The 21,446-nt window shown below is 72.3% G+C and carries 18 protein-coding genes; 6 read left to right on the top strand and 12 right to left on the bottom strand.

Features of this window, described 5'->3' with window-relative positions; all coding sequences use genetic code 11:
- Positions 1-384: 384 nt before the first annotated feature.
- Positions 385-1,392 (bottom strand): stage II sporulation protein M, encoded by a 1,008-nt coding sequence (locus OG373_RS24100; protein ID WP_405440235.1) that lies wholly within the window; start codon positions 1,390-1,392, stop codon positions 385-387.
- 116 nt (positions 1,393-1,508) lie between these two features.
- Between OG373_RS24100 and OG373_RS24095 the strand changes: the two genes are divergently transcribed.
- Positions 1,509-2,444 carry an RDD family protein gene (locus OG373_RS24095; RefSeq protein ID WP_405440233.1) on the top strand — a complete coding sequence of 312 codons (936 nt, stop codon included), beginning with the start codon at positions 1,509-1,511 and terminating at the stop codon, positions 2,442-2,444.
- A 4-nt stretch (positions 2,445-2,448) separates the two neighbouring features.
- Here the strand turns inward: OG373_RS24095 and OG373_RS24090 are convergent, their stop codons facing one another.
- Together OG373_RS24090 and ahcY are read right to left on the bottom strand one after the other, a co-directional pair.
- Positions 2,449-3,069 (bottom strand): hypothetical protein, encoded by a 621-nt coding sequence (locus tag OG373_RS24090; protein ID WP_189974620.1) that lies wholly within the window; start codon positions 3,067-3,069, stop codon positions 2,449-2,451.
- A gap of 149 nt (positions 3,070-3,218) precedes the next feature.
- On the bottom strand, positions 3,219-4,655 hold the full coding sequence (gene ahcY / locus OG373_RS24085; RefSeq protein WP_405440231.1) for an adenosylhomocysteinase: 1,437 nt from the start codon (positions 4,653-4,655) through the stop codon (positions 3,219-3,221).
- A gap of 458 nt (positions 4,656-5,113) precedes the next feature.
- On the opposite strand from ahcY, the gene lepB reads away from it, so the two are divergent.
- Positions 5,114-5,800: a signal peptidase I gene (gene lepB / locus OG373_RS24080; protein WP_405440229.1), complete on the top strand. Its 687-nt coding sequence runs from the start codon at positions 5,114-5,116 to the stop codon at positions 5,798-5,800.
- 69 nt (positions 5,801-5,869) lie between these two features.
- Here lepB and OG373_RS24075 read toward each other — a convergent pair whose 3' ends face one another.
- From OG373_RS24075 to OG373_RS24050, 6 genes are all read right to left on the bottom strand, one after another.
- Positions 5,870-6,793 carry a cation diffusion facilitator family transporter gene (locus OG373_RS24075; RefSeq protein ID WP_397739822.1) on the bottom strand — a complete coding sequence of 308 codons (924 nt, stop codon included), beginning with the start codon at positions 6,791-6,793 and terminating at the stop codon, positions 5,870-5,872.
- Positions 6,794-6,865: 72 nt separating this feature from the next.
- Positions 6,866-8,023 (bottom strand): mannose-6-phosphate isomerase, class I, encoded by a 1,158-nt coding sequence (gene manA / locus OG373_RS24070; protein WP_405440227.1) that lies wholly within the window; start codon positions 8,021-8,023, stop codon positions 6,866-6,868.
- Positions 8,024-8,060: 37 nt separating this feature from the next.
- Positions 8,061-9,194, bottom strand: a complete 1,134-nt coding sequence (locus OG373_RS24065) for an SIS domain-containing protein (RefSeq protein WP_405440225.1) — start codon at positions 9,192-9,194, stop codon at positions 8,061-8,063.
- A 110-nt stretch (positions 9,195-9,304) separates the two neighbouring features.
- Positions 9,305-9,490, bottom strand: a complete 186-nt coding sequence (locus OG373_RS24060) for a Trm112 family protein (protein ID WP_030015246.1) — start codon at positions 9,488-9,490, stop codon at positions 9,305-9,307.
- Positions 9,491-9,737: 247 nt separating this feature from the next.
- Positions 9,738-11,108 (bottom strand): phosphomannomutase/phosphoglucomutase, encoded by a 1,371-nt coding sequence (locus OG373_RS24055; protein ID WP_405440223.1) that lies wholly within the window; start codon positions 11,106-11,108, stop codon positions 9,738-9,740.
- A 79-nt stretch (positions 11,109-11,187) separates the two neighbouring features.
- Entirely contained in the window at positions 11,188-11,637 is a 450-nt protein-coding gene (locus OG373_RS24050) for a DUF3499 domain-containing protein (protein ID WP_397730858.1), read from the bottom strand.
- Positions 11,638-11,652: 15 nt separating this feature from the next.
- Here OG373_RS24050 and OG373_RS24045 point away from each other — a divergent pair, with 15 nt between their 5' ends.
- Complete coding sequence (locus OG373_RS24045) at positions 11,653-12,132, top strand: metallopeptidase family protein (RefSeq protein WP_405440221.1); 480 nt, start codon at positions 11,653-11,655, stop codon at positions 12,130-12,132.
- A gap of 193 nt (positions 12,133-12,325) precedes the next feature.
- Here the strand turns inward: OG373_RS24045 and OG373_RS24040 are convergent, their stop codons facing one another.
- The 3 genes from OG373_RS24040 to OG373_RS24030 all read right to left on the bottom strand — a co-directional run bounded on the left by OG373_RS24040 (position 12,326) and on the right by OG373_RS24030 (position 17,944).
- Entirely contained in the window at positions 12,326-13,810 is a 1,485-nt protein-coding gene (locus tag OG373_RS24040) for a DUF5719 family protein (RefSeq protein ID WP_405440220.1), read from the bottom strand.
- Positions 13,807-17,451: a glycosyltransferase family 2 protein gene (locus tag OG373_RS24035; protein WP_405440218.1), complete on the bottom strand. Its 3,645-nt coding sequence runs from the start codon at positions 17,449-17,451 to the stop codon at positions 13,807-13,809. Before OG373_RS24035 ends, OG373_RS24040 begins: the two co-directional genes overlap by 4 nt.
- Before the next feature lie 229 nt (positions 17,452-17,680).
- Complete coding sequence (locus OG373_RS24030; protein WP_003983763.1) at positions 17,681-17,944, bottom strand: WhiB family transcriptional regulator; 264 nt, start codon at positions 17,942-17,944, stop codon at positions 17,681-17,683.
- A gap of 628 nt (positions 17,945-18,572) precedes the next feature.
- Here OG373_RS24030 and OG373_RS24025 point away from each other — a divergent pair.
- From OG373_RS24025 to OG373_RS24015, 3 genes are read left to right on the top strand one after another with little or no spacing between them, the layout of a single operon-like run.
- Positions 18,573-19,130: a cysteine dioxygenase gene (locus OG373_RS24025; protein ID WP_405440216.1), complete on the top strand. Its 558-nt coding sequence runs from the start codon at positions 18,573-18,575 to the stop codon at positions 19,128-19,130.
- A gap of 58 nt (positions 19,131-19,188) precedes the next feature.
- Positions 19,189-20,148, top strand: a complete 960-nt coding sequence (cofD, locus tag OG373_RS24020) for a 2-phospho-L-lactate transferase (RefSeq protein WP_405440214.1) — start codon at positions 19,189-19,191, stop codon at positions 20,146-20,148.
- The gene (locus OG373_RS24015) at positions 20,145-21,443 is read left to right on the top strand and encodes a coenzyme F420-0:L-glutamate ligase (RefSeq protein WP_405440213.1); all 1,299 of its coding nucleotides are present in this window, start codon (positions 20,145-20,147) and stop codon (positions 21,441-21,443) included. The genes cofD and OG373_RS24015 overlap by 4 nt, the downstream gene beginning before the upstream one ends.
- Positions 21,444-21,446: the final 3 nt, after the last annotated feature.

The raw sequence follows: 21,446 nt of genomic DNA, 5'->3' as shown, positions 1-21,446 counted from the left end.
GAACGGACGCTTCCTTTGTACTCACCCTCTCGGGCTTTCCTCCGGGCTTTCGTTCTGTTCTTGCGTTTCCGACTCTATCAGACTCTTTCGTGTCCGACTTCCTCGGCGCTTTCCAGGTTTTCGCTTTCGCGTTTCCCTTTCCGGCGGTTCCGACTCTATCAGAAGTTCTCCACCGGATTTCCCGGCTTCGGATTCCTGAATGAGGAGTCGGTCGTACCCCACTGGAATTCAATTCCGTATCGGGGGCGAGAGAGAGTTTAAACCATCGCTGCCGAACTTGTCCAGTTCGAGGCAACCGTTCGAATCTACCTCCCCGCGCGCTCCGTGTCAACAGTCTTCGCGGGACGACGAGGAGACTAGCAGCTCAACGGGCTGGTACGCACATCAGGCCGCGGTCGGGAGCGTCGCCGTCCGGTCGGCCGCCTCCACGTCGCCCACCTCGCCGGCGCGTGCGGCCCTGCCGCCCAGGATGAAGACGTAGAGGAGGAAGGCCACCTCGGCTGCGACGCCGATCGTGATGCGGGCCCAGGTCGGGAGGCCGGACGGGGTCACGAAGCCCTCGATCAGGCCCGAGATGAAGAGCACCACCGCCAGGCCGATGGCCATGCCGAGGGCGGTGCGGCCCTGCTCCGCGAGGGCCGTGCGGCGGGTGCGGGGGCCCGGGTCGATGACCGTCCAGCCCAGGCGCAGGCCCATGCCCGCGGCGACGAAGACCGCCGTCAGTTCGAGCAGGCCGTGCGGGAGGATCAGGCCGAGGAAGACGTCGAGGCGGCCGGCGGAGGCCATGAGGCCCAGGCCGACGCCGAGGTTGGCCATGTTCAGGAAGAGGATCCAGAGCACCGGTATCCCCAGGAAGGCGCCCAGGACCAGGCAGATCGCAGCCGCCTGCGCGTTGTTCGTCCAGACCTGGGCGGCGAAGGAGCCCGCCGGGTGGCTGGAGTAGTAGGTCTCGTACTCGCCGCCCGGCTCCGTGAGCGCCTTCAGGTGTTCGGGGGCCGCGATGGCGCTCTGGACCTCCGGGTGCGTGGCTATCCACCAGCCGATGAGCACGCCGAGCGCCGTGGAGAGCAGGGCGGTCGGTATCCACCAGCGACGGCTGCGGTAGACCGCGGCCGGGAAGCCCACGGTGAAGAAGAGGGCCGCGTCGCGCCAGCCGGCCCGGCGGGTGCCCGTCACAGTGGCGCGGGCGCGGGCGACCAGCTGGGTCAGCCGCCCGGTGAGCAGGGGGTCCGGGGCGCTGGACTGGATCTGGGAGAGGTGGGTGGAAGTGCGCTGGTAGAGCGCGACGAGTTCGTCGGCCTCCTCGCCGGTGAGTTTGCGGCCGCGGCCCAGGAGCTGGTCGAGGCGGTCCCACTCCGCACGGTGTGCGGTCACGAAGACGTCGAGATCCATCCGGTTGCCGCTCCCCTGTCCCAGGTCCCCTGGCCACTGCCTATTCCTAGTGTGGTCAGCTTGGCAGACTGGATGCCGTAAGGGCGGGGCGGGCGGGTCACATGAGAGGTGCTGCGGTGAGCGATCTGGTGACGGGGGACGCGGTCGTCCTGGGGCTCAGGCCCGCGCGGCTGCCGAGCCGCGGGCTGGCGATCCTCCTGGACCTTGCCCTGTACGTCACCGGGTACGTACTCATCTCCGTCGGGCTGACCATGGCGACCGCTTCGCTGGACGAGGCGGCCCGGGCGGCCGTGGGGGTGGCGAGTTTCCTGCTGCTCGTCGTGGGTGTGCCGATCGCGGTGGAGACGCTGTCCCACGGGCGGTCGCTCGGCAAGCTCGCCTGCGGGCTGCGGGTCGTACGGGACGACGGCGGGCCCATCCGGTTCCGTCACGCGATGGTCCGCGGGGCGATGGGGATCGTCGAGCTGATCCTGACTTTCGGGTCGATCGCGTGCATCGCCTCGCTGGTGTCGGCGCGGGGGCGCCGTCTCGGGGACGTGTTCGCGGGGACGCTCGTGGTCCGGGAGCGGGTGCCGGGGGCGCGGGTGATGCCGGTGCCCCCGCCGCCGCCGTGGCTGGCCGGGCGGTTCACCGGGCTGGATCTGTCCGCGGTGCCGGACGGGCTGTGGCTGGCGATTCGCCAGTACCTGACACGGATGAACCAGCTGGATCCGCAGGTGGGTGCCGCGATGGCGGTACGGCTCGCGGACGACTTGGTGGCGCGTACGGGTGCCCCGCCGCCGGCCGGGGTGCCCGCTGCCGCGTTCCTGATGGCCGTGGTGCACGAGCGGCAGTCGCGGGACGCCGCGCGGGCGTTCCGGCCGTCCGCCGTTGCCGGCCCGGGAGCCGGCCCCGGGGCCGGGTTCGCGCCCCATCCCTCTCCGATGCCGATGCCGACGCCGATGCCCGTGGCGGCGCCGGTCGCCTACGTGGCTCCTGCGCCCGCGACACCCGCGGCTCCCGTGGCGCCTGCGGAGGCTCCGCGCGCCGGCGGGTTCGCGCCGCCCGCCTGAGGGGTCACTGCTCCTCGAAGGCCGAGGGTGGTGTCTCCAGGTGTTCGAGTTCGATGCCGGGGGCCGAGAGGACCACGTCCCCGGCGATGTGGATCGTGTGGACCTCGCCCGTGTCCAGTGCGCTGACCCGGTACTCGTCCACCAGGAGCGGGCCGCTGTCCGTGGGGTGTTCCTCGCGGGCCAGCAGGGCCCAGGCCTGGTCGACCGTACGGGGTGCCAGGACCGGGTCGGTGAGAGCCAGGAGCCTGACGCGGGTGGCGGGGGCGCCGGGGGTCAGGCGCAGCAGGCGGGACGTGGCGATGAGGAAGGCCGGGGAGGTGCCGGTGAAGCCGGGGGCCGCGATGTTGCCCTCGGTGGCCTCGGTGCCGGTGGGGTCGGTACGGACCCAGGTGACGCCGTCGATGGCGGCGCCGCGCACCTGCCAGCTCGCGGCGTTGACCTCCATGCGGATGGGGCGGCCCAGCTCGTCGATCGCCAGGTCGACGGAACCGCGGTGGTCCCCGTCCGGGCCGGTGAGCTGAGAGACGTAGCGCCAGCCGGAGGGGCCGGGGGCGCAGTGGAAGTGCTCCTCGCCGAGGGGGGTGTGGTCGTGCGGGTCGTGGAGCGAGTAGCGGCCGCGGGGCATGGTGCGCGCTCTTCCTGAGCTGGGGGCGAGGGGCGAGGGGCGAGGGGCAAGAGGCTAGGGGACGAGAGATACGGGGCAGGCCCCCGGCACGCTGCCGGGGGCCTGCTTCACGTTCTGCTGCCGCTGATCAGAGGCTGATCAGGGGTTGATCAGTAGCGGTAGTGGTCCGGCTTGTACGGGCCCTCGACCTTGACGCCGATGTAGGCGGCCTGCTCCGGGCGGAGCGTGGTCAGGCGGACGCCGAGGGCGTCGAGGTGGAGACGGGCGACCTTCTCGTCGAGGTGCTTGGGCAGCACGTAGACCTCGGTCGGGTACTCCTGCGGCTTGGTGAACAGCTCGATCTGGGCCAGCGTCTGGTCCGCGAAGGAGTTCGACATCACGAAGGACGGGTGACCGGTGGCGTTGCCCAGGTTCAGCAGACGGCCCTCGGAGAGCACGATCAGGACCTTGCCGTCGGGGAACTTCCACGTGTGGACCTGCGGCTTGACCTCGTCCTTGACGATGCCCTCGATCTTCGCGAGACCGGCCATGTCGATCTCGTTGTCGAAGTGACCGATGTTCCCGACGATCGCCTGGTGCTTCATCCTGGCCATGTCCGAGGCCATGATGATGTCCTTGTTGCCGGTCGTGGTGATGAAGATGTCGGCCGTCTCCACCACGTCGTCGAGGGTGGCGACCTGGTAGCCGTCCATCGCCGCCTGCAGCGCGCAGATCGGGTCGATCTCGGTGACGATCACCCGCGCGCCCTGGCCGCGCAGCGACTCCGCACAGCCCTTGCCGACGTCGCCGTAACCGAAGACGACCGCGACCTTGCCGCCGATCAGGACATCGGTGGCACGGTTGATGCCGTCGATCAGCGAGTGACGGCAGCCGTACTTGTTGTCGAACTTCGACTTCGTCACGGCGTCGTTCACGTTGATCGCCGGGAACAGCAGGCTGCCCTCGGACATCATCTCGTACAGACGGTGGACACCGGTCGTGGTCTCCTCCGTCACACCGCGGATCTCGGACGCGAGCTGGGTCCACTTCTGGGGGGACTCGCCGAGGGTGCGGTTGAGCAGGGTGAGGATGTGGGCGTACTCCTCCGAGTCCGCCGTCGACGGGTCCGGGGCCGAGCCGGCCTTCTCGAACTCGACGCCCTTGTGGACGAGGAGGGTGGCGTCACCACCGTCGTCGAGGATCATGTTCGGGCCACCGGTGGGGGTGTTCGGCCAGGTCAGCGCCTGCTCCGTGCACCACCAGTACTCCTCCAGCGTCTCGCCCTTCCAGGCGAAGACCGGGATGCCCTGCGGGTTCTCCGGGGTGCCGTTCGGGCCCACCGCGATGGCGGCGGCCGCGTGGTCCTGGGTGGAGAAGATGTTGCAGGAGGCCCAGCGGACGTCGGCGCCGAGGGCGACGAGGGTCTCGATGAGCACGGCCGTCTGCACGGTCATGTGCAGCGAGCCGGTGATACGGGCGCCGGCCAGCGGCTGCGCCTCCGCGTACTCCGCGCGGATCGACATCAGGCCCGGCATCTCGTGCTCGGCCAGGGTGATCTCCTTGCGGCCGAAGGCGGCAAGGGAGAGGTCTGCGACCTTGAAGTCCATGGGTGCTGCTCCTCATGGTTCGAGAGGGTGGGTACGGCTGAGCCGTGCGCCGTCCTGGGGACGGGACACCGAGCACAGTCCGTCGGGGGTCCTCTCTCCCCTCGGCCGGTCGCAAGGACCGCCCGACCCGCCATCAGCAGCGACGCCTGACACTGAGCACGAATCTACACCGATCGGCCGAGCGAGCCCCAGTCGGACGAGGAAGTAGGTGTGTGGTGACGTCGGGCCCTCCGGCTGGGATCTTCCGGGCCTTTCGGACTTTTGATCCACCGTTTGCGTCCGAGGGATGCCGACGGACCGGGACTGCGAGCGCGATCCCGCCGGACCCGGGCGAGATATCGGCCCTGGAAGGGCCGAGAGAGATCCGGTAACCGCTCCCCGGCCGCCCGAGCGAGGTGCGAATTCAGCCAGAACATATTCTTCCAGCCAGTCATACCGCTGGAAGGGATGGGGAGTTCATGGCACGCAGGCCTGGTCGCACACGGGGGATCTGGGCGATCGCCCTGCTCGTGCTCGGCGTCGCGCTGATCGCCGGACCGATGGTGTTCATGGTGAGCCGGTTCGCGCCGACAAAGGTGGGCAGCGACAACATGCTGCCCACGCTGGGCCACGCGGACCTCCTCGTCATGGAGAAGGAGCCGTCGGAGGTCCGGCGCGGTGACGTGGTGACCTACGACCCGGCCGAGTGGGGACTGACGGGCCCTTTCATCGGACGTGTGGTGGCGGTGGGCGGCGATCACATCGCCTACGCGGAGGGCGACCCGACGCTCACCCTCAACGGGCAGCCGCTCAACGAGTCGTACGTGCAGGACGGCGCCCCCGGGGCGGGTGGGGTCAGTTTCGCCGTATCGGTGCCGCACGGCCGCGTGTTCATCATGGGTGACAACCGCGGCAACTCCGCGGACTCCCGTTTCCACCCGCAGCCGCACGAGGGGACACTCCCGGTGTCCGCCGTGACCGGCGTCGACAGCGGGATCGACGAGAACGATCCGCTGGTCGGCGTCCTCGGCCTGAGCATGACCGGCGGCGCGGTCCTCCTGCCCGTCGGCATCGGCCTGGGGATCGCCGCGCTGGTGGTGCGCCGCAGGAGGCCGGTGGCGCAGGCGGGACCCGTCTGGGGCGCCGTGCGCGTCGACGAGCCGTAGGCCGGACGGCTGCGGCAACCCGAAGGCCCCCGCGGGCAGCTGCTCGCGGGGGCCTTCGGTCCTTCCTTGCTACTGGGCCGCTTCGGGGCGGTAGATGTCCGGCTCCAGGTAGATCACGCGGGCGATCGGGACGGCCTCGCGGATGCGGGCCTCGGCGGCGTTGATCGCGTTCGCCACCTCGGTCGCGGTGTCGTGGCCCTCGACGGCGATCTTGGCGGCGACCAGCAGCTCCTCCGGGCCGAGGTGCAGGGTCCGCATGTGGATGACGCGGGTGACGACGTCACCGTCGACGAGCGCGGTCTTGATCTTCTCGATCTCTTCGATGCCGGCGGCCTCGCCGAGCAGCAGGGACTTGGTCTCCGCGGCCAGGACGATCGCGATCACGATCAGCAGGACGCCGATGCACAGGGTGCCGATGCCGTCCCAGACGCCGTTTCCGGTCAGCAGGGCGAGGCCGACGCCGCCGAGGGCCAGGACCAGGCCGACGAGCGCGCCGAGGTCCTCCAGGAGGACGACGGGCAGCTCGGGGGCCTTGGCCCGCCGGACGAACTGGGTCCAGGTCTGCTTGCCGCGGATCTCGTTCGACTCCTTGATCGCGGTGCGGAAGGAGAAGGACTCGGCGATGATCGCGAAGACGAGCACGCCGACCGGCCAGTACCAGGCCTCGATCGGGTGCGGGTGGTTGATCTTCTCGATTCCCTCGTAGATGGCGAACATGCCACCGACGGTGAAGAGCACGATGGAGACGAGGAAGGCGTAGATGTAGCGCTCGCGCCCGTACCCGAAGGGGTGTTGCGGCGTCGCCTCGCGCTTGGCCTTCTTCCCGCCGAGGAGCAGCAGCCCCTGGTTCCCGGAGTCGGCCAGCGAGTGGACGCTTTCCGCGAGCATCGACGAGGAGCCGCTGAAGAGGAATGCCACGAATTTGGCTACAGCGATGGCGAGGTTGGCGGCGAGTGCCGCCACGATCGCCCTGGTACCGCCCGACGCGCTCATGGGTGCAGGATGTCCTTCCTAGCCACTGACTACCGGCCGCACATTGTTGCAGCCGGTGGGACGGACGCTGCGTCAGACCACCACGGTGGCACGGAAGACCGTTCCGTTTCCGGACAGTTCGACCTTTTCGCCCGCCGGTACGAAGACCGACTCGCCAGGGGTCAGGGCCAGTTCGCCGACCTGCGGGGAGCCGGCCGTGCAGAGCAGGATCTGCGGGGTCTCGTGCGGGAGCAGCCGGGAGGCGCCACCGGGCGCGAGCAGGAAGCGGGAGAGCCGGAACTCGTCGATGGGGGTCGCGTAGACCTCCTCGGCGTCGCCCTCGGGACGCAGCAGGTTCGGGTCGCCCGGCTCGAACTTCGCGACCTTGAGCAGCTCTGGCACGTCCACGTGTTTGGGGGTGAGTCCGGCGCGCAGCACGTTGTCCGAGTTGGCCAGCAGCTCGACGCCGAGGCCGTCGATGTAGGCGTGCGGGACGCCGGCGCCGAGGAACATCGCCTCGCCGGGCTGGAGTCGGACGTGGTTGAGCAGCATGGCCGCGATGACTCCCGGGTCGCCCGGGAAGTGGTGGACCAGAGTGGCGTACGGGGCGTACGGGCCATCGAGGCGCGTGACGGCCGCGGCGACCTCGTGCACGGTGTGGGCCATCTCGGCGCGGTCCGCGGTCAGTACGGCCGTCAGCATCTCGCGCAGGGCCGCCTCTTCGGGGTGGGCCCGCAGCAGGTCGACGTACGGCTTGAGGCTGTCCACGTCCAGGCCGGCGAGGAGCTCCGCGGCCTCCAGCGGCGGGCGGAAGCCGCACAGCCCGTCGAACGCGGTGAGCGCGCAGATCATTTCGGGCTTGTGGTTGGGGTCCTTGTAATTGCGGTGGTCCGCGTCGATCGGGACCCCGCGGCGCTCCTCGTCCTCGAAGCCGGCCCGGGCCTGGTCCAGGTCGGGGTGGACCTGGAGGGAGAGCGGGGCGCCGGCGGCGAGGATCTTGAACAGGAAGGGCAGCCGGGGACCGAACCTGGCGACGGTGGCGGCGCCCAGCTCGCGCTCGGGGTCGGCGGCGATGACGTCCGAGAGCGCCTGCTCGCCCGCGCCGCGGTCGAGGCGGGAGGGGGCGCCCGGGTGGGCTCCCATCCACATCTCGGCCTGGGGCTCACCGGTCGGTTCGACGCCGAGGAGCGCGGGGATGGCCGTGGTGGATCCCCAGGCGTAGGGGCGGATCGTGTTCGTCAGGCGGTCCATCGTCGTCTTCCTGGATAGAGCTGGGGACTTGTGTGCCTCAGCTGTGTCCCCCGGAAGCCAACGCCAGGTAGGCGGTGGCGAAATCCGTGACGGCGAGGAGTTCGGCGAGCTGCTCCAGCTCGACGCCCTCCTCCGGCTCGAGTTCGCTGACGGCCGTGTCGTGGCTGTGGGCGAGCTCGCGTGCGGCGGGAGCGGCGGTGAGCCCACCGGCCGGCCGGTCACGCAGCAGGACGATGCGGGCACGAAGGGCCTGGGGCTCATCGACCCGGTCCCGGAAGAAGTCGTCGGGGTCGGCGCCGGCGGCGAAGGCCCCGGCGAGCAGGACGCCGTGGGCGGGCAGCGCCTCGGGAAGCACCGCGGACAAGGCGGGGCGGCCGGCGAGCTCGGCGAGCGTGGCGGCGAACCGGCGGCCCGCGGGGGCGGCGCCGGTGCCCTCGCTCCAGATGAGCGGGAGGGAGTCGGCCAGCTCGGCGGCGAGGGTCTTGGCCGGGTTGGAGTAGGTGGCGATGGCGGGCCCGCAGCGCTCGGCCGTCCGGTCGAGCCGGTCGGCGACGAGCTGCAGGGTGTCCGGGGCGGCCGTGATCAGGCCGACCTTGTCGAGGAGCAGCAGCAGGGGCGTCAGCAGGGCCCACAGGGCGCCGGGTCCGGCCGCGGCCGACTCGTCGTACTCCTGGTACGGGGCCTTGGCCATCGGTACGAGGAGCCCGTGCGCGCCCTCCACCGCCTCGCTCAGCGGTGAGCGTTCGGGGGCGACGGCGACGACGGTGCAGCCGCGCCGGTAGGCCTGCTCGGCGAGGACGCCGAGCCCGGGCTCCGTGCCGTCGGTGGTGGCGAGGAGCAGCATGTCGACGGGGCCGGCCCAGCCGGGCAGCACCCAGCGCAGCGCGCCCGCCGCGTGGGCGACGCCGGTGGGGTCCAGCCGGATGACGGGCGCGGAGGCTCCGGCGAGGGCGCCGAGCAGGTCGGCGACGCCGGTGGCCGCGGTACCGGGGCCGGCGATCAGGACGGAGCGCGGGCGGCCTTCGGGGCGCAGCTCGGCGAGGCCGGCCTCGTTCGCGTGCCGGGCGGCGGTACGGACTCTGGCTCCCGCCTCGGCCGCACCGCGGAGCAGGCCCCGGCGGTCGACGCGGGCGAGATCGTCCGGTGCGTCGAGGAGCGACTCGTCGAGCATGGCGGCCTCCGGCGGTGTTGACGGATCCAGGGTGGCGGAATCGGTCTCAGCGTCTGCGTGCGTCTGCGCGTGTGTGCGTGTGTGCGTGTGCCTACGCGGCGCGGCAGGGGTCAGGCGGGGCGGCGGGCCTCGTCGACGAGGAGCACCGGGATGCCGTCACGGACCGGGTACGCGAGGCCGCAGTCCTGGCCGGTGCAGATCAGCTCGGGAGCCGTCTCGTCGGCCGACTTGTCCTCGAGGGGCGAGTGGCAGGCGGGGCAGGCGAGGATCTGCAGGAGGCCGGCTTCGAGCGGCATGGGGAGGTTCCCTTCGGGCATGTGGGTGGGGCGAGGTCAGCGTACCGCCGAGTCCGCGGCGGTGCGGTGTCGTGGGGCGGGTCGGGCCGGGCCCCGGGGCCTGCGCCCCGGGGGAACCCGGCTCCGCCGGGCACCGGACTCCGCCCGGACCAGCGCCTCGAACGCCGGCGAGGCTCGATTCGGCGGAGCCGGCCCCCGGGACACCGCACCGGCCCGCGACCGAAACGGCCGCGGGGCTCGATTCGGGTCAGGCGCGGATGAGGGCCAGGGCCTCGTCGCGGACCCTGGCCAGCGTGGCCCCGTCACGCGCCTCCACATTCAGACGCAGGAGCGGCTCGGTGTTGGACGCACGCACGTTGAACCACCAGTCCCCCGCCGTCACCGTCAGACCGTCCAGCTCGTCCAGCGTCACACCCTCGGCGCTGCCGTAGGCGGCCTTCACCGCCGCCAGACGCGCCGCCTGATCGGCGACCGTCGAGTTGATCTCACCCGAACCCGCATAACGGTCGTACGAGGCCACCAGCGCCGACAACGGACCGCCCTGACCACCCAGGGCCGCCAGCACATGCAACGCCGCCAGCATGCCCGTGTCCGCGTTCCAGAAATCCTTGAAGTAGTAGTGCGCCGAGTGCTCACCACCGAAAATCGCACCCGTCCTCGCCATCTCCTCCTTGATGAAGGAATGACCCACCCGCGTCCGGACCGGCGTGCCACCGTTCTCACGCACCACCTCCGGCACCGACCAGGACGTGATCAGGTTGTGGATCACCGTGCCCGAACCACCGTTACGGGCCAGCTCACGCGCCGCGACCAACGCCGTGATCGCCGACGGCGACACACCGATACCACGCTCGTCCACGATGAAACAACGGTCCGCATCACCGTCGAAGGCGATCCCGAGGTCGGCACCCTCCGCCAGCACCCGCGCCTGAAGATCCACAATGTTCTTCGGGTCCAGCGGATTCGCCTCGTGGTTCGGGAACGTCCCGTCCAACTCGAAGTACATCGGCACCACATCCAGCGGCAGACCCTCGAACACCGTCGGAACGGTGTGACCACCCATGCCGTTCCCCGCATCCACCACCACCCTCAAGGGGCGGATCGACGACAGGTCCACCAGACCCTTCAGATGCGCCGCATACCCGGGGAGGCTGTCCAGCTCCGTGACCGTCCCCGCCACCGTGCCCTCCGCAACGGCCGGGGCACCCGCCTCCGACCACTTCTCCACCAGCCCACGGATCTGCGACAGACCCGTGTCCTGACCCACCGGAGCCGCACCCGCACGGCACATCTTGATCCCGTTGTACCGCGCCGGATTGTGCGACGCCGTGAACATCGCACCCGGCAGCCCCAACGAACCCGACGCGTAATACAGCTGATCCGTCGAACACAGACCGATCAACGTCACATCCACACCACGCACCGCCGCACCCCGCGCAAAAGCCGCCGACAGACCCGGCGACGAAGGCCGCATGTCATGCCCGACCACAATCGCCTCAGCACCCGCGACCTCGACGAACGCCGCACCGAACAGCTCCGCCAACGACTCGTCCCACTCGTCCGGCACGACGCCACGCACGTCATACGCCTTGACGATGTTCGAAAGATCTGCGGCCACTGCCAGCCCTCCTGAGGATCCTGATCGGTTCAGCAAAACCTACCCTGAACCGGGAGCTGCTCTTCAGGCCGCAGGAGCGTCAGGAATCGGGCGATCTCAGAACGCGCAGGTGTCCACGACGGGTCTCGCCGGTGGACTGGCCGCGCTGGCCGGGGCCCCCGGCCTCGGCCGCGCGCCCCGGCGGGCGGGCGGCTTCGCGTACGGCGTTGGCCAGGGCTTCGAGGTCGTCGCCGCTGGGGCGCGAGGGCCCGGAGCCGTCGGACAGGCGCACGACGTCCCAGCCCCGCGGGGCGGTCAGGCGCTCGGAGTGCTCGGCGCACAGGTCGTAGCAGTGGGGTTCCGCGTAGGTGGCGAGCGGGCCGAGAACTGCGGTCGAATCGGCGTAGACGTACGTCAGTGTCGCGACGGCAGGGCGGCCGCACGCAGTGCGCGAACAGCGACGTACAAGGCTCACGACGTTGGACGGTACCGCACTCTTGACCGGGCCGCGACGACTCCACCGCCGCTCACTCCCCCGTGTCGTGCTCAGGGCTACCCTGCGGGGGTGACGGACACCCCTCTTCCCCCCTGCCCCGCCGAGCCCCCCGCGGGGGCCGCAGCCGAGCCGCGCGTCCGTCGGCGGGACCGGCACGGGCGCGGGATGCGCGGTCCGGTGGCGCCTCCGCAGGTGCCGCTGTCGGCGAGCCGGTCGGAGCTGTTCGGGGACCTCGTACGGGACTCCGTGGAGCGGCTGGAGCGGCGCTGGCCGCAGCTGGCCGACGTGGAGTTCCTGATCGGTGACGTTCCCGGCCCGCCGGGCGGTGCGGACGGCGGCTGGAACGACGAGGCGGTGCCGCTGGGTGCGGCGTCGGAGTCCCGCGAGGGGCGGCCCGCCCGGATCGTGGTGTTCCGGCGGCCGGTGGAGATCCGTACCAAGACGCGGGACGAGAAGGCGATGCTGGTCCACGAGATCGTGGTGGAGCAGGTCGCGGACCTGCTGGGGCTCTCGCCGGAGACGGTGGACCCCCGGTACGGCCAGGACTAGGTCGTCTCTTTCGGATCTTGTCGGTCAGGTCCGCGTCGTCCGGTGCCGTGCCTCGGCGTGCTGCCGGGGCTGCCGTGTACTGGACGTACTCGGTTGCCCCGGCAGTGCGGCGAGGTGCGGTGCCGGGCGTCGCGGGCCCGGCAAGATCCGGAAGAGACGGCCCAGGCCGTACCGGGGGCGTTCCGCCAGCGGGTCAGCGGGTCAGGACCGAGAGGTCCTGGGCCGCCTTGGGGACCGACACCGTGGAGTGGTCGTCCGAGAACCCCTGGACGGTGAACATCGCGATGCCCTCGTGCGGCAGCGACAGGGTGCGGGCCGCGTGGACCGGACCGCCCGAGAGGGTCTCGACGGTGAGGGCGTAGGCGCCCTTGCCGCCCGCCGGGGCCAGGGTCAGCGTCTGCGTGGTGCCCGCCTTGACGGTGACCTCCTGGGAGGCCGGCTCGCCGCCGCCGGTGCCCGGCGAGGCCGTCACCTTGACCTTCGCGTCGGCGCCCGGTGCCGTGAGGGACAGCAGCGTCGTGTTCTCCTCGGGCCGGTTGTCGGCCACGGTGGCCCGGGTGCCGACGGGTCCGGTGGCGGGGATGAAGCCGATCTCCTGCTTGGCCCCGCTGCCGCGGACCACCCGGAGCGCCGCGACGACCGGGGCGGACTTCTTGGGGTCGGCCGGGGTCAGCAGCAGTGAGCCGGGCTCGCCCCGGGTCAGGTCCTTGAGGTCAGCGGCCGCCGTCATCCCGGCCTTGACGTGCACCTGCTCGTTGCCTGCCGGGCTGATCGCGCCGCCGGGTCCGGCCAGGCGCAGCTTCAGGTCCGCGTCCTCCTCGCCCGGTGCGAAGACGACCAGCCGTACGGAGGCGGCGTCCGCCGGGATGCCGGGCAGGACGATCGAGCCGGCCGGGTCGGCGGAGGCCGCCAGCCAGTCGGCGCCCACCTGCTCCTCGCCGACCTGCACGGACGCGCCCACGCGGCCCGCGCGGGTGGTCACGTGGGCGGTGGCGTCCACGAGCTGGGCGCCCGGGACGAGGGACGAGAGCAGGACGGTCTTGGAGGACTTGGGGTCGACCCGGATGCTCTCGCTGGCGCCGGCCTCGGGCTTGGCCGGTCCGTCGGGGCCGAAGAGCTTGATGTCGACGATGGCCGCGGCGTCGTCGGGGTTGGTGAGGTGGACGTAGTCCTCGCGCCCCTTGGCCGTGCTCACCGCGGGGAACCAGAAGTCGGTGCCGGGTGCGGTGCAGCCGGCACCGAGGACGCCGCGGGTCCGGCCGACCGAAACCTTGGTGGTCAGCTGGGCGGTCCAGCCGGGGGCGAGGACGCCGTCCGCGCTGCCGGTGAGGGCCGGTGCGTCGGCGCCGCTGGCGGTGGCCCCGACGGGCTTGCCCGGCTCCTTGGGTTCCAGCACCGGTTTGGCGTCCTTGGTCGCGCCGAGCAGCCGGGCCGAGCCCTTGCCCTCGCCGGCGGGGGCGCCGGGGGTGAAGGACGTGTACGTGGTCTCGGCGATGTCCGAGGAGCTGGGCCCCGGGCACACCAGCAGGGACCGCTCCACGGGCATCCGGGCCGCGGCAGCGGCCTTGCCGTCGGCCGCCTTGCCGTCGGCCGCGGGCGCGGTGAGGGCGGCGACGCCGGTGAGGGCGGCCAGGGCCGCGGTCACCGCCGCCAGCGTCAGGGGTGCGCGCTGCTTCACTGCTGGGGGCTCCCGTCCGGACGCGGGTCGTGCGGTGCGTGGGGGTGGTGGGGGTCGTACGGCTGGTAGGGCTCGTACGGGTAGGTGTACTGCTGCTGGTCCGGGTCCTGGACCGGCTGGTGCGGCGGCTGCTGCGGGTACGAGACCTCGTAGACCGGCTGGCTCTGCTGGCCCTGCTGGTCGTACTGCGGGTACTGGTCGTACGGGGCCTGCTGCTGCGCCTCGTACGCGTAGCCGCCCTGGTCGCCATACACCTGGTACGCGTACGCGTCCTCGCCGTACACCGGCTGCGCGGGGATCTGGGCGTACGGGTCGGCGTCCGCCGCGGTCTCCACCGGTGCGGGGGCCGCTTCGGCCTCGGCACGCAGCCGGCGGGCGCGGCGGCCCTCGCCGGCCTCGCCCGGGCCGGGCTGGGCCGGGATCGCGGCCTCCTCCTCCGGCAGGTCGTCGTCGAGCTGCGCGCGGCGGCCGGGCAGGGCCATCACCAGCAGGACCAGGGCGAGCAGGCCCTGGGCCCAGTACCAGGCGGTCCGCAGCAGGGAGTCCTCGTGGACGAGGTCGAGGCGGCCGCCGTCGGCGGGCAGTTCGAAGCCCTGTGCCCAGCCGTCGAGGCTCTTGGGCTTGAGGGGCTTGCCGTCGAGGGTGGCCTGCCAGCCCTCGTCGGCCCGGTCGGCGATGCGCAGGACGCGGCCCGCCTCCCCGGCGGGGATCTTGCTGTGGGCCTCGACGGGTCCGGCGGCGACCGGGATCGGTGCCTCGCCCTGCTTGCCGGAGACGATCACCGCGCGGGGCAGCCAGGGCTCGACGCCCCACAGGGCGGTGCCGTCCTGCTGGTGGCGGCGGCTGAGGCCCGGGGTGGCGTCGAGGACGCGGCGGATCTCCTCGGGGCCGCCGGGGCGGAACATCACGAAGCGGATCGCGAAGGCGCTGAGCTGGCTGGACTGGTCGGCGCCGGAGCCGGCCACGAGGTTGGAGACGACCTTGTCGAGGCGGGCGTCGGCGCCGGTGCGGGCGGTGACCTCCGCGTCGCCGATACGGCCGCCGGAGCCGCGGACGAGGCTGTAGGAGACGGTGGCGGGCGGGTCCAGGTCGAGGATCAGGGTGCGGGTCTGGTTGTCGTCGCCGCCCGCGTCCGCGACGAAGGCCGGGACCTGTACGGGGTCGCGGCGCTGCAGCGGGCCGTCGGCGCCGGCGAGCATCCAGGTGGCGGCGGCCACCAGCGGGCCCACGGCGGCGGCCAGCGCGATCAGGGCGGCCAGCGGCTGGCGCCAGCCGAAGCTGCGCGCGGCGACGCGTTCGCGGGCCCCGTCGGCGCCGAGGGCGGCGGCCGCGAGCAGCGCGAGTCCGTAGACGAGGGTGGCGGGGCCGGCCCAGGCGCTGCGGTTGACGAGGACGGCCAGGAGCAGCGCGGCCAGGGCGACGGCCCAGGCGGTGCGGACGGCGAAGGCGCGGTCGCTGCGCAGCAGGGCGGCCAGGGCGGCCAGGACGATGCCGAGGAGCAGCAGTGCGGCGCCGGTGCCGGGGCCGCCGGGGCTGATGGTGAGGAGGCCGAGGGCGTCGGCGGAGCCGGCTCCGAAGGGCAGTCCGGCCTCCTGCAGGAGGCGGCCGGGGTGCGTGAGCAGCCCCAGTGACCAGGGGGCGAGCACGACGAGCGGGACGGCGAGAGTGGCGAGCAGCCGCAGGCCGTACGCCTTCCAGTGCGCGCGGCGCAGGACCAGCGCGGCGGCCCCGAGGACGGCGGCGAGCGGCCACACGACGGGGGTGAAGGCGGTGGTGAGGGTGAGCAGGAGCGTGTACGTCCACACCGCGCGCCGGCCGCCGCGCCGGTCGGTGGCCTGCGCGCCGTCGGCGAGGTCGAAGGCGGCGACGGCGGAGCGGGCGAGGAGGGGGAGCACGACGGCGAGGACGGCGGTGCCGAGGCGGCCGCCGGCGAGAGCTCCGGTCACGGCGGGGAGGAAGGCGTAGGCGATGGCCGCCCAGGCGCGCAGCAGCCGGGATTCGACGAGCGGCCGGGAGGCGAAATAGGCGGTGAGGCCGGCGAGCGGGACGGATCCGACGAGCAGCAGGGTCAGGGCGGCCTGGGTGGACCCGAACAGCAGGATGGCGAGGGTGCCGAGGACGGCCAGGTAGGGCGGGGCGGAGGCGGTGGAGCCGGTGCCGACGGCGTGCCAGCCGCCGGTGTAGGCGCTCCAGAGCTCGGAGCCGCTGTCGGGGGCGGGCAGCAGGGCGCCGCCCATCAGGGAGCCGCCGCCGATCAGGGCGCGGCAGGCGGCGAGGGAGACGACCAGGAGGAGGCCGAAGAGGAGGGGCGCCGGGTTGCGGGCGAGCCGCTTGAGGCGGGCGAAGCGCTCGACTTCGGGGAGGTAGTCGCCGTCCTCGCCGGGGGCGTTGAGGATGCTTCCGCCGCCGTGCCGGCCGGCGGGGGCGGCATCGTTGTCGCGGTCGCCGCCGAAGTAGCCGGCGAGCTGTTCGGCGTTGGCCCGCAGGGAGGCTCCCGGCGGGGGGAAGAGCGGGCGCAGTTCGGCGGCGGGGACGGCGGGCCGGCGGCGGGCCTTGCGGGCGGCGAGGACGCGGCCGGGCCGGAGCAGGGTGGCGAGCAGGCCGGTGAACTCGTCGACGGCCTGGCCGGGGGCCTTGCCGATGAGGTAGGCGAGGGTGCGCAGCACGGTGCCGAACAGGACGCGCAGCAGGACGTAGGGCAGGGCGCGGCCGGAGCTGTTGGCGAGCATCGTGTAGACGGCGCCGGCCTTGTCGACGCGGTGCGGGCCGGCCGTGGTGCGTCCGGCGCAGTCGACGGTGCGGCGTTCGCGGGCGGCTGCCTCGGCGTGCCGCAGGACGGCGTCGGGGGCGACCAGGACGGTGTGGCCGGCGCTCTGGGCGCGCCAGCACAGGTCGACGTCGTCGCGCATCAGGGGCAGGCGCCGGTCGAAGCCGCCGAGGGCGTCGTAGACGTCGCGGCGGACCAGCATGCCCGCGGTGGAGACGGACAGGACGGGGCGGACCTGGTCGTGCTGGCCCTGGTCCTGTTCGCGGCGGTCGAGGCCGGTCCAGCGGCGGCCGCTGCGGGCGATGGTGACGCCGGCTTCGAGGAGCTGCTTCTTGTCGTACCAGCCGCGCAGTTTGGGGCCGATGACGGCGGCGTCGGGGTTGTCCTCGGCGACGCGGAGCAGTTCGGTGAGGGCGTCGGGTTCGGGGGCGCTGTCGTCGTGCAGGAGCCACAGCCACTGAACGGGTTCGCCGTGGGGGAGGTCGGGCAGGTCGTACGCGTCGTCGCGCCAGGTGCGGCTGACGGGGTCCCAGCCGCTGGGGCGCTTGAGGTACGGGAGGTCCTCGGGGGTCAGGGTGCCCGCGGAGCGGGCGGCTTCGTCGACCGCGGTGCCGAATCCGGTGCGGCGGGCGAGGTGCAGGACGCGGTCGTCGCCGAGGGCTTCGGTGAGCAGGCGCGCGGATTCGTCGGCGCTGCCGGTGTCGGCGGCCATGTGGTTCTGCGCGGGGCGTTCCTGGCCGAGGAGGCCGGCGAGCGTCCGGGGCAGCCAGCGGGCGCCGTCGTGGGCGACGAGGACCGCGGTGACGACGTGCCGGGGGAACTCGGGTGTGGCTGGGGCCTGGTAGGAGGCCGTCGACTGGCTGTGCAGGGACATCGCGGTACGGGCCCTCCGGCCGGGGGTCCGGGGGTGGTGTGCCCTCGGAGGCTGCTGGACAGCGCCCCACCCTAACGGCTGCCACGACAGCGGTCCGCCTCCTGCGGGGAAGGTGCAGGAGGCGGACCGTTTGCCGTGCCGTGTGCGATGCCGTGTGTCGTGCCGTGTCGTGCTTTCGATATGTCGTGCGATGTGCGGTAGGTACCTGACCGGTGGTGCGTCGGCCGTTTCAGACCGCGGCCTTTTTCAGGCGGCGGCGTTCCCGCTCGGACAGACCGCCCCAGATGCCGAATCGCTCGTCGTTGGCGAGGGCGTACTCAAGGCATTCGGAGCGGACTTCGCAGGCGAGGCAGACCTTCTTGGCCTCGCGGGTGGAGCCGCCCTTCTCGGGAAAGAAGGACTCGGGGTCGGTCTGGGCGCAGAGAGCGCGCTCCTGCCATCCGAGCTCTTCGTCCGCCTCCTCGACCAGCAGTTCCTGAAACAGCTCGGTCATGTGCGCCCCTCGCTCTGTCTGTGCGTCCCCGTGACGATGCCGTCACTGATTGCTACGTAACGACACGAGTGAAATTACAAGTGCGTGGCTCCGGGGCAGTCAAGCCGAGATCTGCTATTGGGCCCCTTATTCACTCTGCGGAACCAAGCCTATGCAGAAAGTGTTCATATCGCCAAAAATCGTGACACATGCCACCGGCGCCACGGGATGCCGTCTTTACCCGTATTCCACGCGCCGCCTCCGAACGGGGTTGCGAACGCACCGGAGAAGCGGCGCAGATCACATTCAGGTCACGGATGCGAGGTTCAGGTTTGAGCCTCGACACAGCGCCAATCCCCTGCTCCACCCTGCACAAACCTTTCTCCGCGCACGGTAACCGGATGAGGTGAAACTTTTGCACCAAACCGGACATTGGGTTGACAGTCAGGCCCCCCAACCGTTCTCCTAGTTCGCATGTCAGCGCCCGCAGCCGCCACCCGGACCCCCATTCGTGGGTTCCTGTGCGCTGCCCAGGTTCGCTGTTGCTGTTGCAGCTGTTGATGCCCGCGGAGCCCCGGCTCCCGAGAGCTCCGGCCCGCCCCCGCAGCAACCGCCAGCACGACTGACATCCGTCGAGGTACCCCCCACGATGAACAGCACGTACAGCGCCACCCCCGCCGCTCCTGCCGCACCCGCCGCGCCTGCCGCGCCCGCCGCCGTCGAGAGCGACCTCCAGATCGCCGGCGACATCCTCGCCGTCCAGCACCTGCTCCAGCCCGCCCGGGAGCACCCGGCCACCGTCGCCGAGTTCGTCGGGCTCGCCCGTTCCGTCGCCGAGGACCGCGCCTCCTGGGAGCACCTCGTCCGCTACGACGCCACCACCCGCTGGTACCACCGGCTGCGCACCGGCCCCGGCTACGAGGTCTGGCTGCTCAGCTGGGTCCCCGGCCAGGGCAGCGGCCCGCACGACCACGGCGCCTCCTCCGGCGTCATGACCGTCCTGGAGGGCGAGCTCACCGAGCACACCGCCCGCGGCCGGCTCACCCACCGCCCCGGCACCCAGCGCGTCCTCGCCCCCGGCCGCGCCCACGAGGTCGTCAACGACACCCTCGACGGCGCGGTCAGCCTGCACGTCTACTTCCCCGGCCTGACCGAGATGCCGATGCACAGCTGCTCCCCGGCCGAACCGGCGTCCGTACCCGCCTGACCCCGAACGGCCCGACCACCGCCCCTCGACGACAGCCTCCGGCTGACAGACTGTCCGCATGCGCATCGTTGTTCTGGCCGGCGGTATAGGCGGCGCCCGGTTCCTTCGCGGTCTCAAGTCGGCAGTGCCCGACGCGGACATCACGGTCATCGGCAACACCGGTGACGACATTCACCTCTTCGGGCTCAAGGTCTGCCCCGACCTGGACACGGTGATGTACACCCTCGGCGGTGGCATCAACGAGGACCAGGGCTGGGGGCGCACCGACGAGTCCTTCACCGTCAAGGAGGAACTTGCGGCGTACGGGGTCGGACCCACCTGGTTCGGCCTCGGCGACCGCGATTTCGCCACCCACATCGTGCGTACGCAGATGCTGGGCGCGGGCTACCCGCTGAGCGCCGTCACCGAGGCGCTCTGCGACCGCTGGCAGCCCGGCGTACGGCTGCTGCCCATGTCCGACGACCGGGTCGAGACCCACGTCGCGATCACCGAGGCGGGCACCGGGGAGCGCCGCGTCATCCACTTCCAGGAGTACTGGGTCCGGCTGCGCGCCTCGGTGGACGCGGAGGCCGTCGTACCCGTGGGCGCCGAGCAGGCCAAGCCCGCCCCGGGCGTGCTGGAGGCCATCGCCGCCGCCGACGTCATCATCTTCCCGCCGTCGAACCCCGTGGTCTCGGTCGGCACGATCCTCGCCGTCCCCGGCATCCGGGACGCCGTGGCCTCCGCCGCGGCGCCCGTCGTCGGCCTCTCCCCCATCGTCGGGGGCGCGCCCGTGCGCGGGATGGCCGACAAGGTGCTCGCCGCGGTGGGCGTCGAGTCCACCGCCGCCGCGGTCGCCCTGCACTACGGGACCGGGCTGCTCGACGGCTGGCTCGTGGACACCGCGGACGCCGGCGCCGTCGCGGAGGTGGAGGCCGCCGGCATCACCTGCCGCGCGGTGCCGCTGATGATGACCGACCTGGAGGCCACCACGGAGATGGCCCGCGCCGCGCTGGAGCTGGCGGAGGCCTCCCGGTGACGCAGGTGCCCTCGTACGAGGTGCGGGCCGTCGACGGGATACCGGAGGTCAGGCCGGGCGACGACCTCGCGAAGCTGATCACGACGGCCGCCCCCGACCTGCGCGACGGGGACATCCTGCTGGTCACCTCGAAGATCGTCTCCAAGGCGGAGGGCCGGATCATGGAGGCGGACTCGCGCGAGGCCGCGATCGACGCCGAGACCGTACGGGTGATCGCGCGCCGGGGTCCGCTGCGGATCGTCGAGAACCGGCAGGGCCTGGTGATGGCCGCGGCCGGCGTGGACGCCTCCAACACCGCTCCGGGCACGGTGCTGCTGCTGCCCGAGGATCCGGACGGCTCGGCCGCCGCGATCCGCGCCGGTGTGCGCGACACCCTGTCCGTGGACGTGGGCGTGGTCGTGACGGACACCTTCGGGCGGCCGTGGCGCACCGGACTGACGGACGTGGCGATCGGCTCGGCCGGCGTACGGGTCCTGGACGACCTGCGCGGCGGCACGGACGCGCACGGCAATCCGCTGAGCGCGACCGTGGTGGCGACGGCGGACGAGCTGGCCGCCGCCGGTGACCTGGTCAAGGGGAAGGCGGCGGGGCTGCCGGTGGCCGTCGTGCGCGGGCTGCCCCATGTCCTGGGCGAGGGCTCCTCGGCCCGGGACCTGGTGCGCTCACCGGCCGACGACATGTTCCGGCTCGGCACCTCGGAGGCGGTACGGGAAGCCGTGACGCAGCGCCGTACGGTACGGGCCTTCACGGCGGAACCGGTGGACCCGGGCGCGGTACGGCGGGCGGTGGCGGCGGCCGTGACCGCCCCGGCTCCGCACCACACGACGCCGTGGCGGTTCGTGCTGCTGGAGTCCGAGGCCTCCCGGGTGCGGCTGCTGGACGCGATGCGGGACGCGTGGATCGCGGACCTGCGGGCGGACGGCAAGTCCGAGGAGTCCGTCGCGAAGCGGGTGAAGCGCGGGGACGTGCTGCGGGCCGCCCCGTACCTGGTGGTGCCGTGTCTGGTGACGGACGGCGCACACCACTACGGACACGCGCGGCGGGACACCGCGGAGCGGGAGATGTTCGTGGTCGCCATGGGCGCGGGCGTGCAGAACCTGCTGGTCGCGCTGGCCGGGGAACGGCTGGGCTCGGCGTGGGTGTCCTCGACGATGTTCTGCCGGGACGTGGTGCGGGAGGTGCTGGAGCTGCCGCAGGACTGGGACCCGATGGGAACGGTGGCGGTGGGGCACCCGGCGGCGGCCCCGGCGGAGCGGCCGGGGCGGTCCGCGGCGGACTTCATCCAGGTCCGCTGAGGC

The organism is Streptomyces avidinii, from assembly GCF_045161815.1.
GTDB lineage: Bacteria > Actinomycetota > Actinomycetes > Streptomycetales > Streptomycetaceae > Streptomyces > Streptomyces avidinii.
The sequence above is the reverse complement of the archived record's forward strand: the minus strand, read 5'-3'. Positions and strand labels throughout refer to the sequence as shown.

What these genes read in the sequence shown, in the direction of transcription:
- OG373_RS24100 (WP_405440235.1), bottom strand. Translation starts at nt 1,392, where the DNA reads ATGGATCTCGACGTCTTCGTGACCGCACACCGTGCGGAGTGGGACCGC.
- OG373_RS24075 (WP_397739822.1), bottom strand. Translation starts at nt 6,793, where the DNA reads ATGAGCGCGTCGGGCGGTACCAGGGCGATCGTGGCGGCACTCGCCGCC.
- manA (WP_405440227.1), bottom strand. Translation starts at nt 8,023, where the DNA reads ATGGACCGCCTGACGAACACGATCCGCCCCTACGCCTGGGGATCCACC.
- OG373_RS24060 (WP_030015246.1), bottom strand. Translation starts at nt 9,490, where the DNA reads ATGCCGCTCGAAGCCGGCCTCCTGCAGATCCTCGCCTGCCCCGCCTGC.
- OG373_RS24030 (WP_003983763.1), bottom strand. Translation starts at nt 17,944, where the DNA reads ATGACCGAGCTGTTTCAGGAACTGCTGGTCGAGGAGGCGGACGAAGAG.
- lepB (WP_405440229.1), top strand. Translation starts at nt 5,114, where the DNA reads ATGGCACGCAGGCCTGGTCGCACACGGGGGATCTGGGCGATCGCCCTG.
- ahcY (WP_405440231.1), bottom strand. Translation starts at nt 4,655, where the DNA reads ATGGACTTCAAGGTCGCAGACCTCTCCCTTGCCGCCTTCGGCCGCAAG.
- OG373_RS24065 (WP_405440225.1), bottom strand. Translation starts at nt 9,194, where the DNA reads ATGCTCGACGAGTCGCTCCTCGACGCACCGGACGATCTCGCCCGCGTC.
- OG373_RS24090 (WP_189974620.1), bottom strand. Translation starts at nt 3,069, where the DNA reads ATGCCCCGCGGCCGCTACTCGCTCCACGACCCGCACGACCACACCCCC.
- OG373_RS24035 (WP_405440218.1), bottom strand. Translation starts at nt 17,451, where the DNA reads ATGTCCCTGCACAGCCAGTCGACGGCCTCCTACCAGGCCCCAGCCACA.
- OG373_RS24025 (WP_405440216.1), top strand. Translation starts at nt 18,573, where the DNA reads ATGAACAGCACGTACAGCGCCACCCCCGCCGCTCCTGCCGCACCCGCC.
- cofD (WP_405440214.1), top strand. Translation starts at nt 19,189, where the DNA reads ATGCGCATCGTTGTTCTGGCCGGCGGTATAGGCGGCGCCCGGTTCCTT.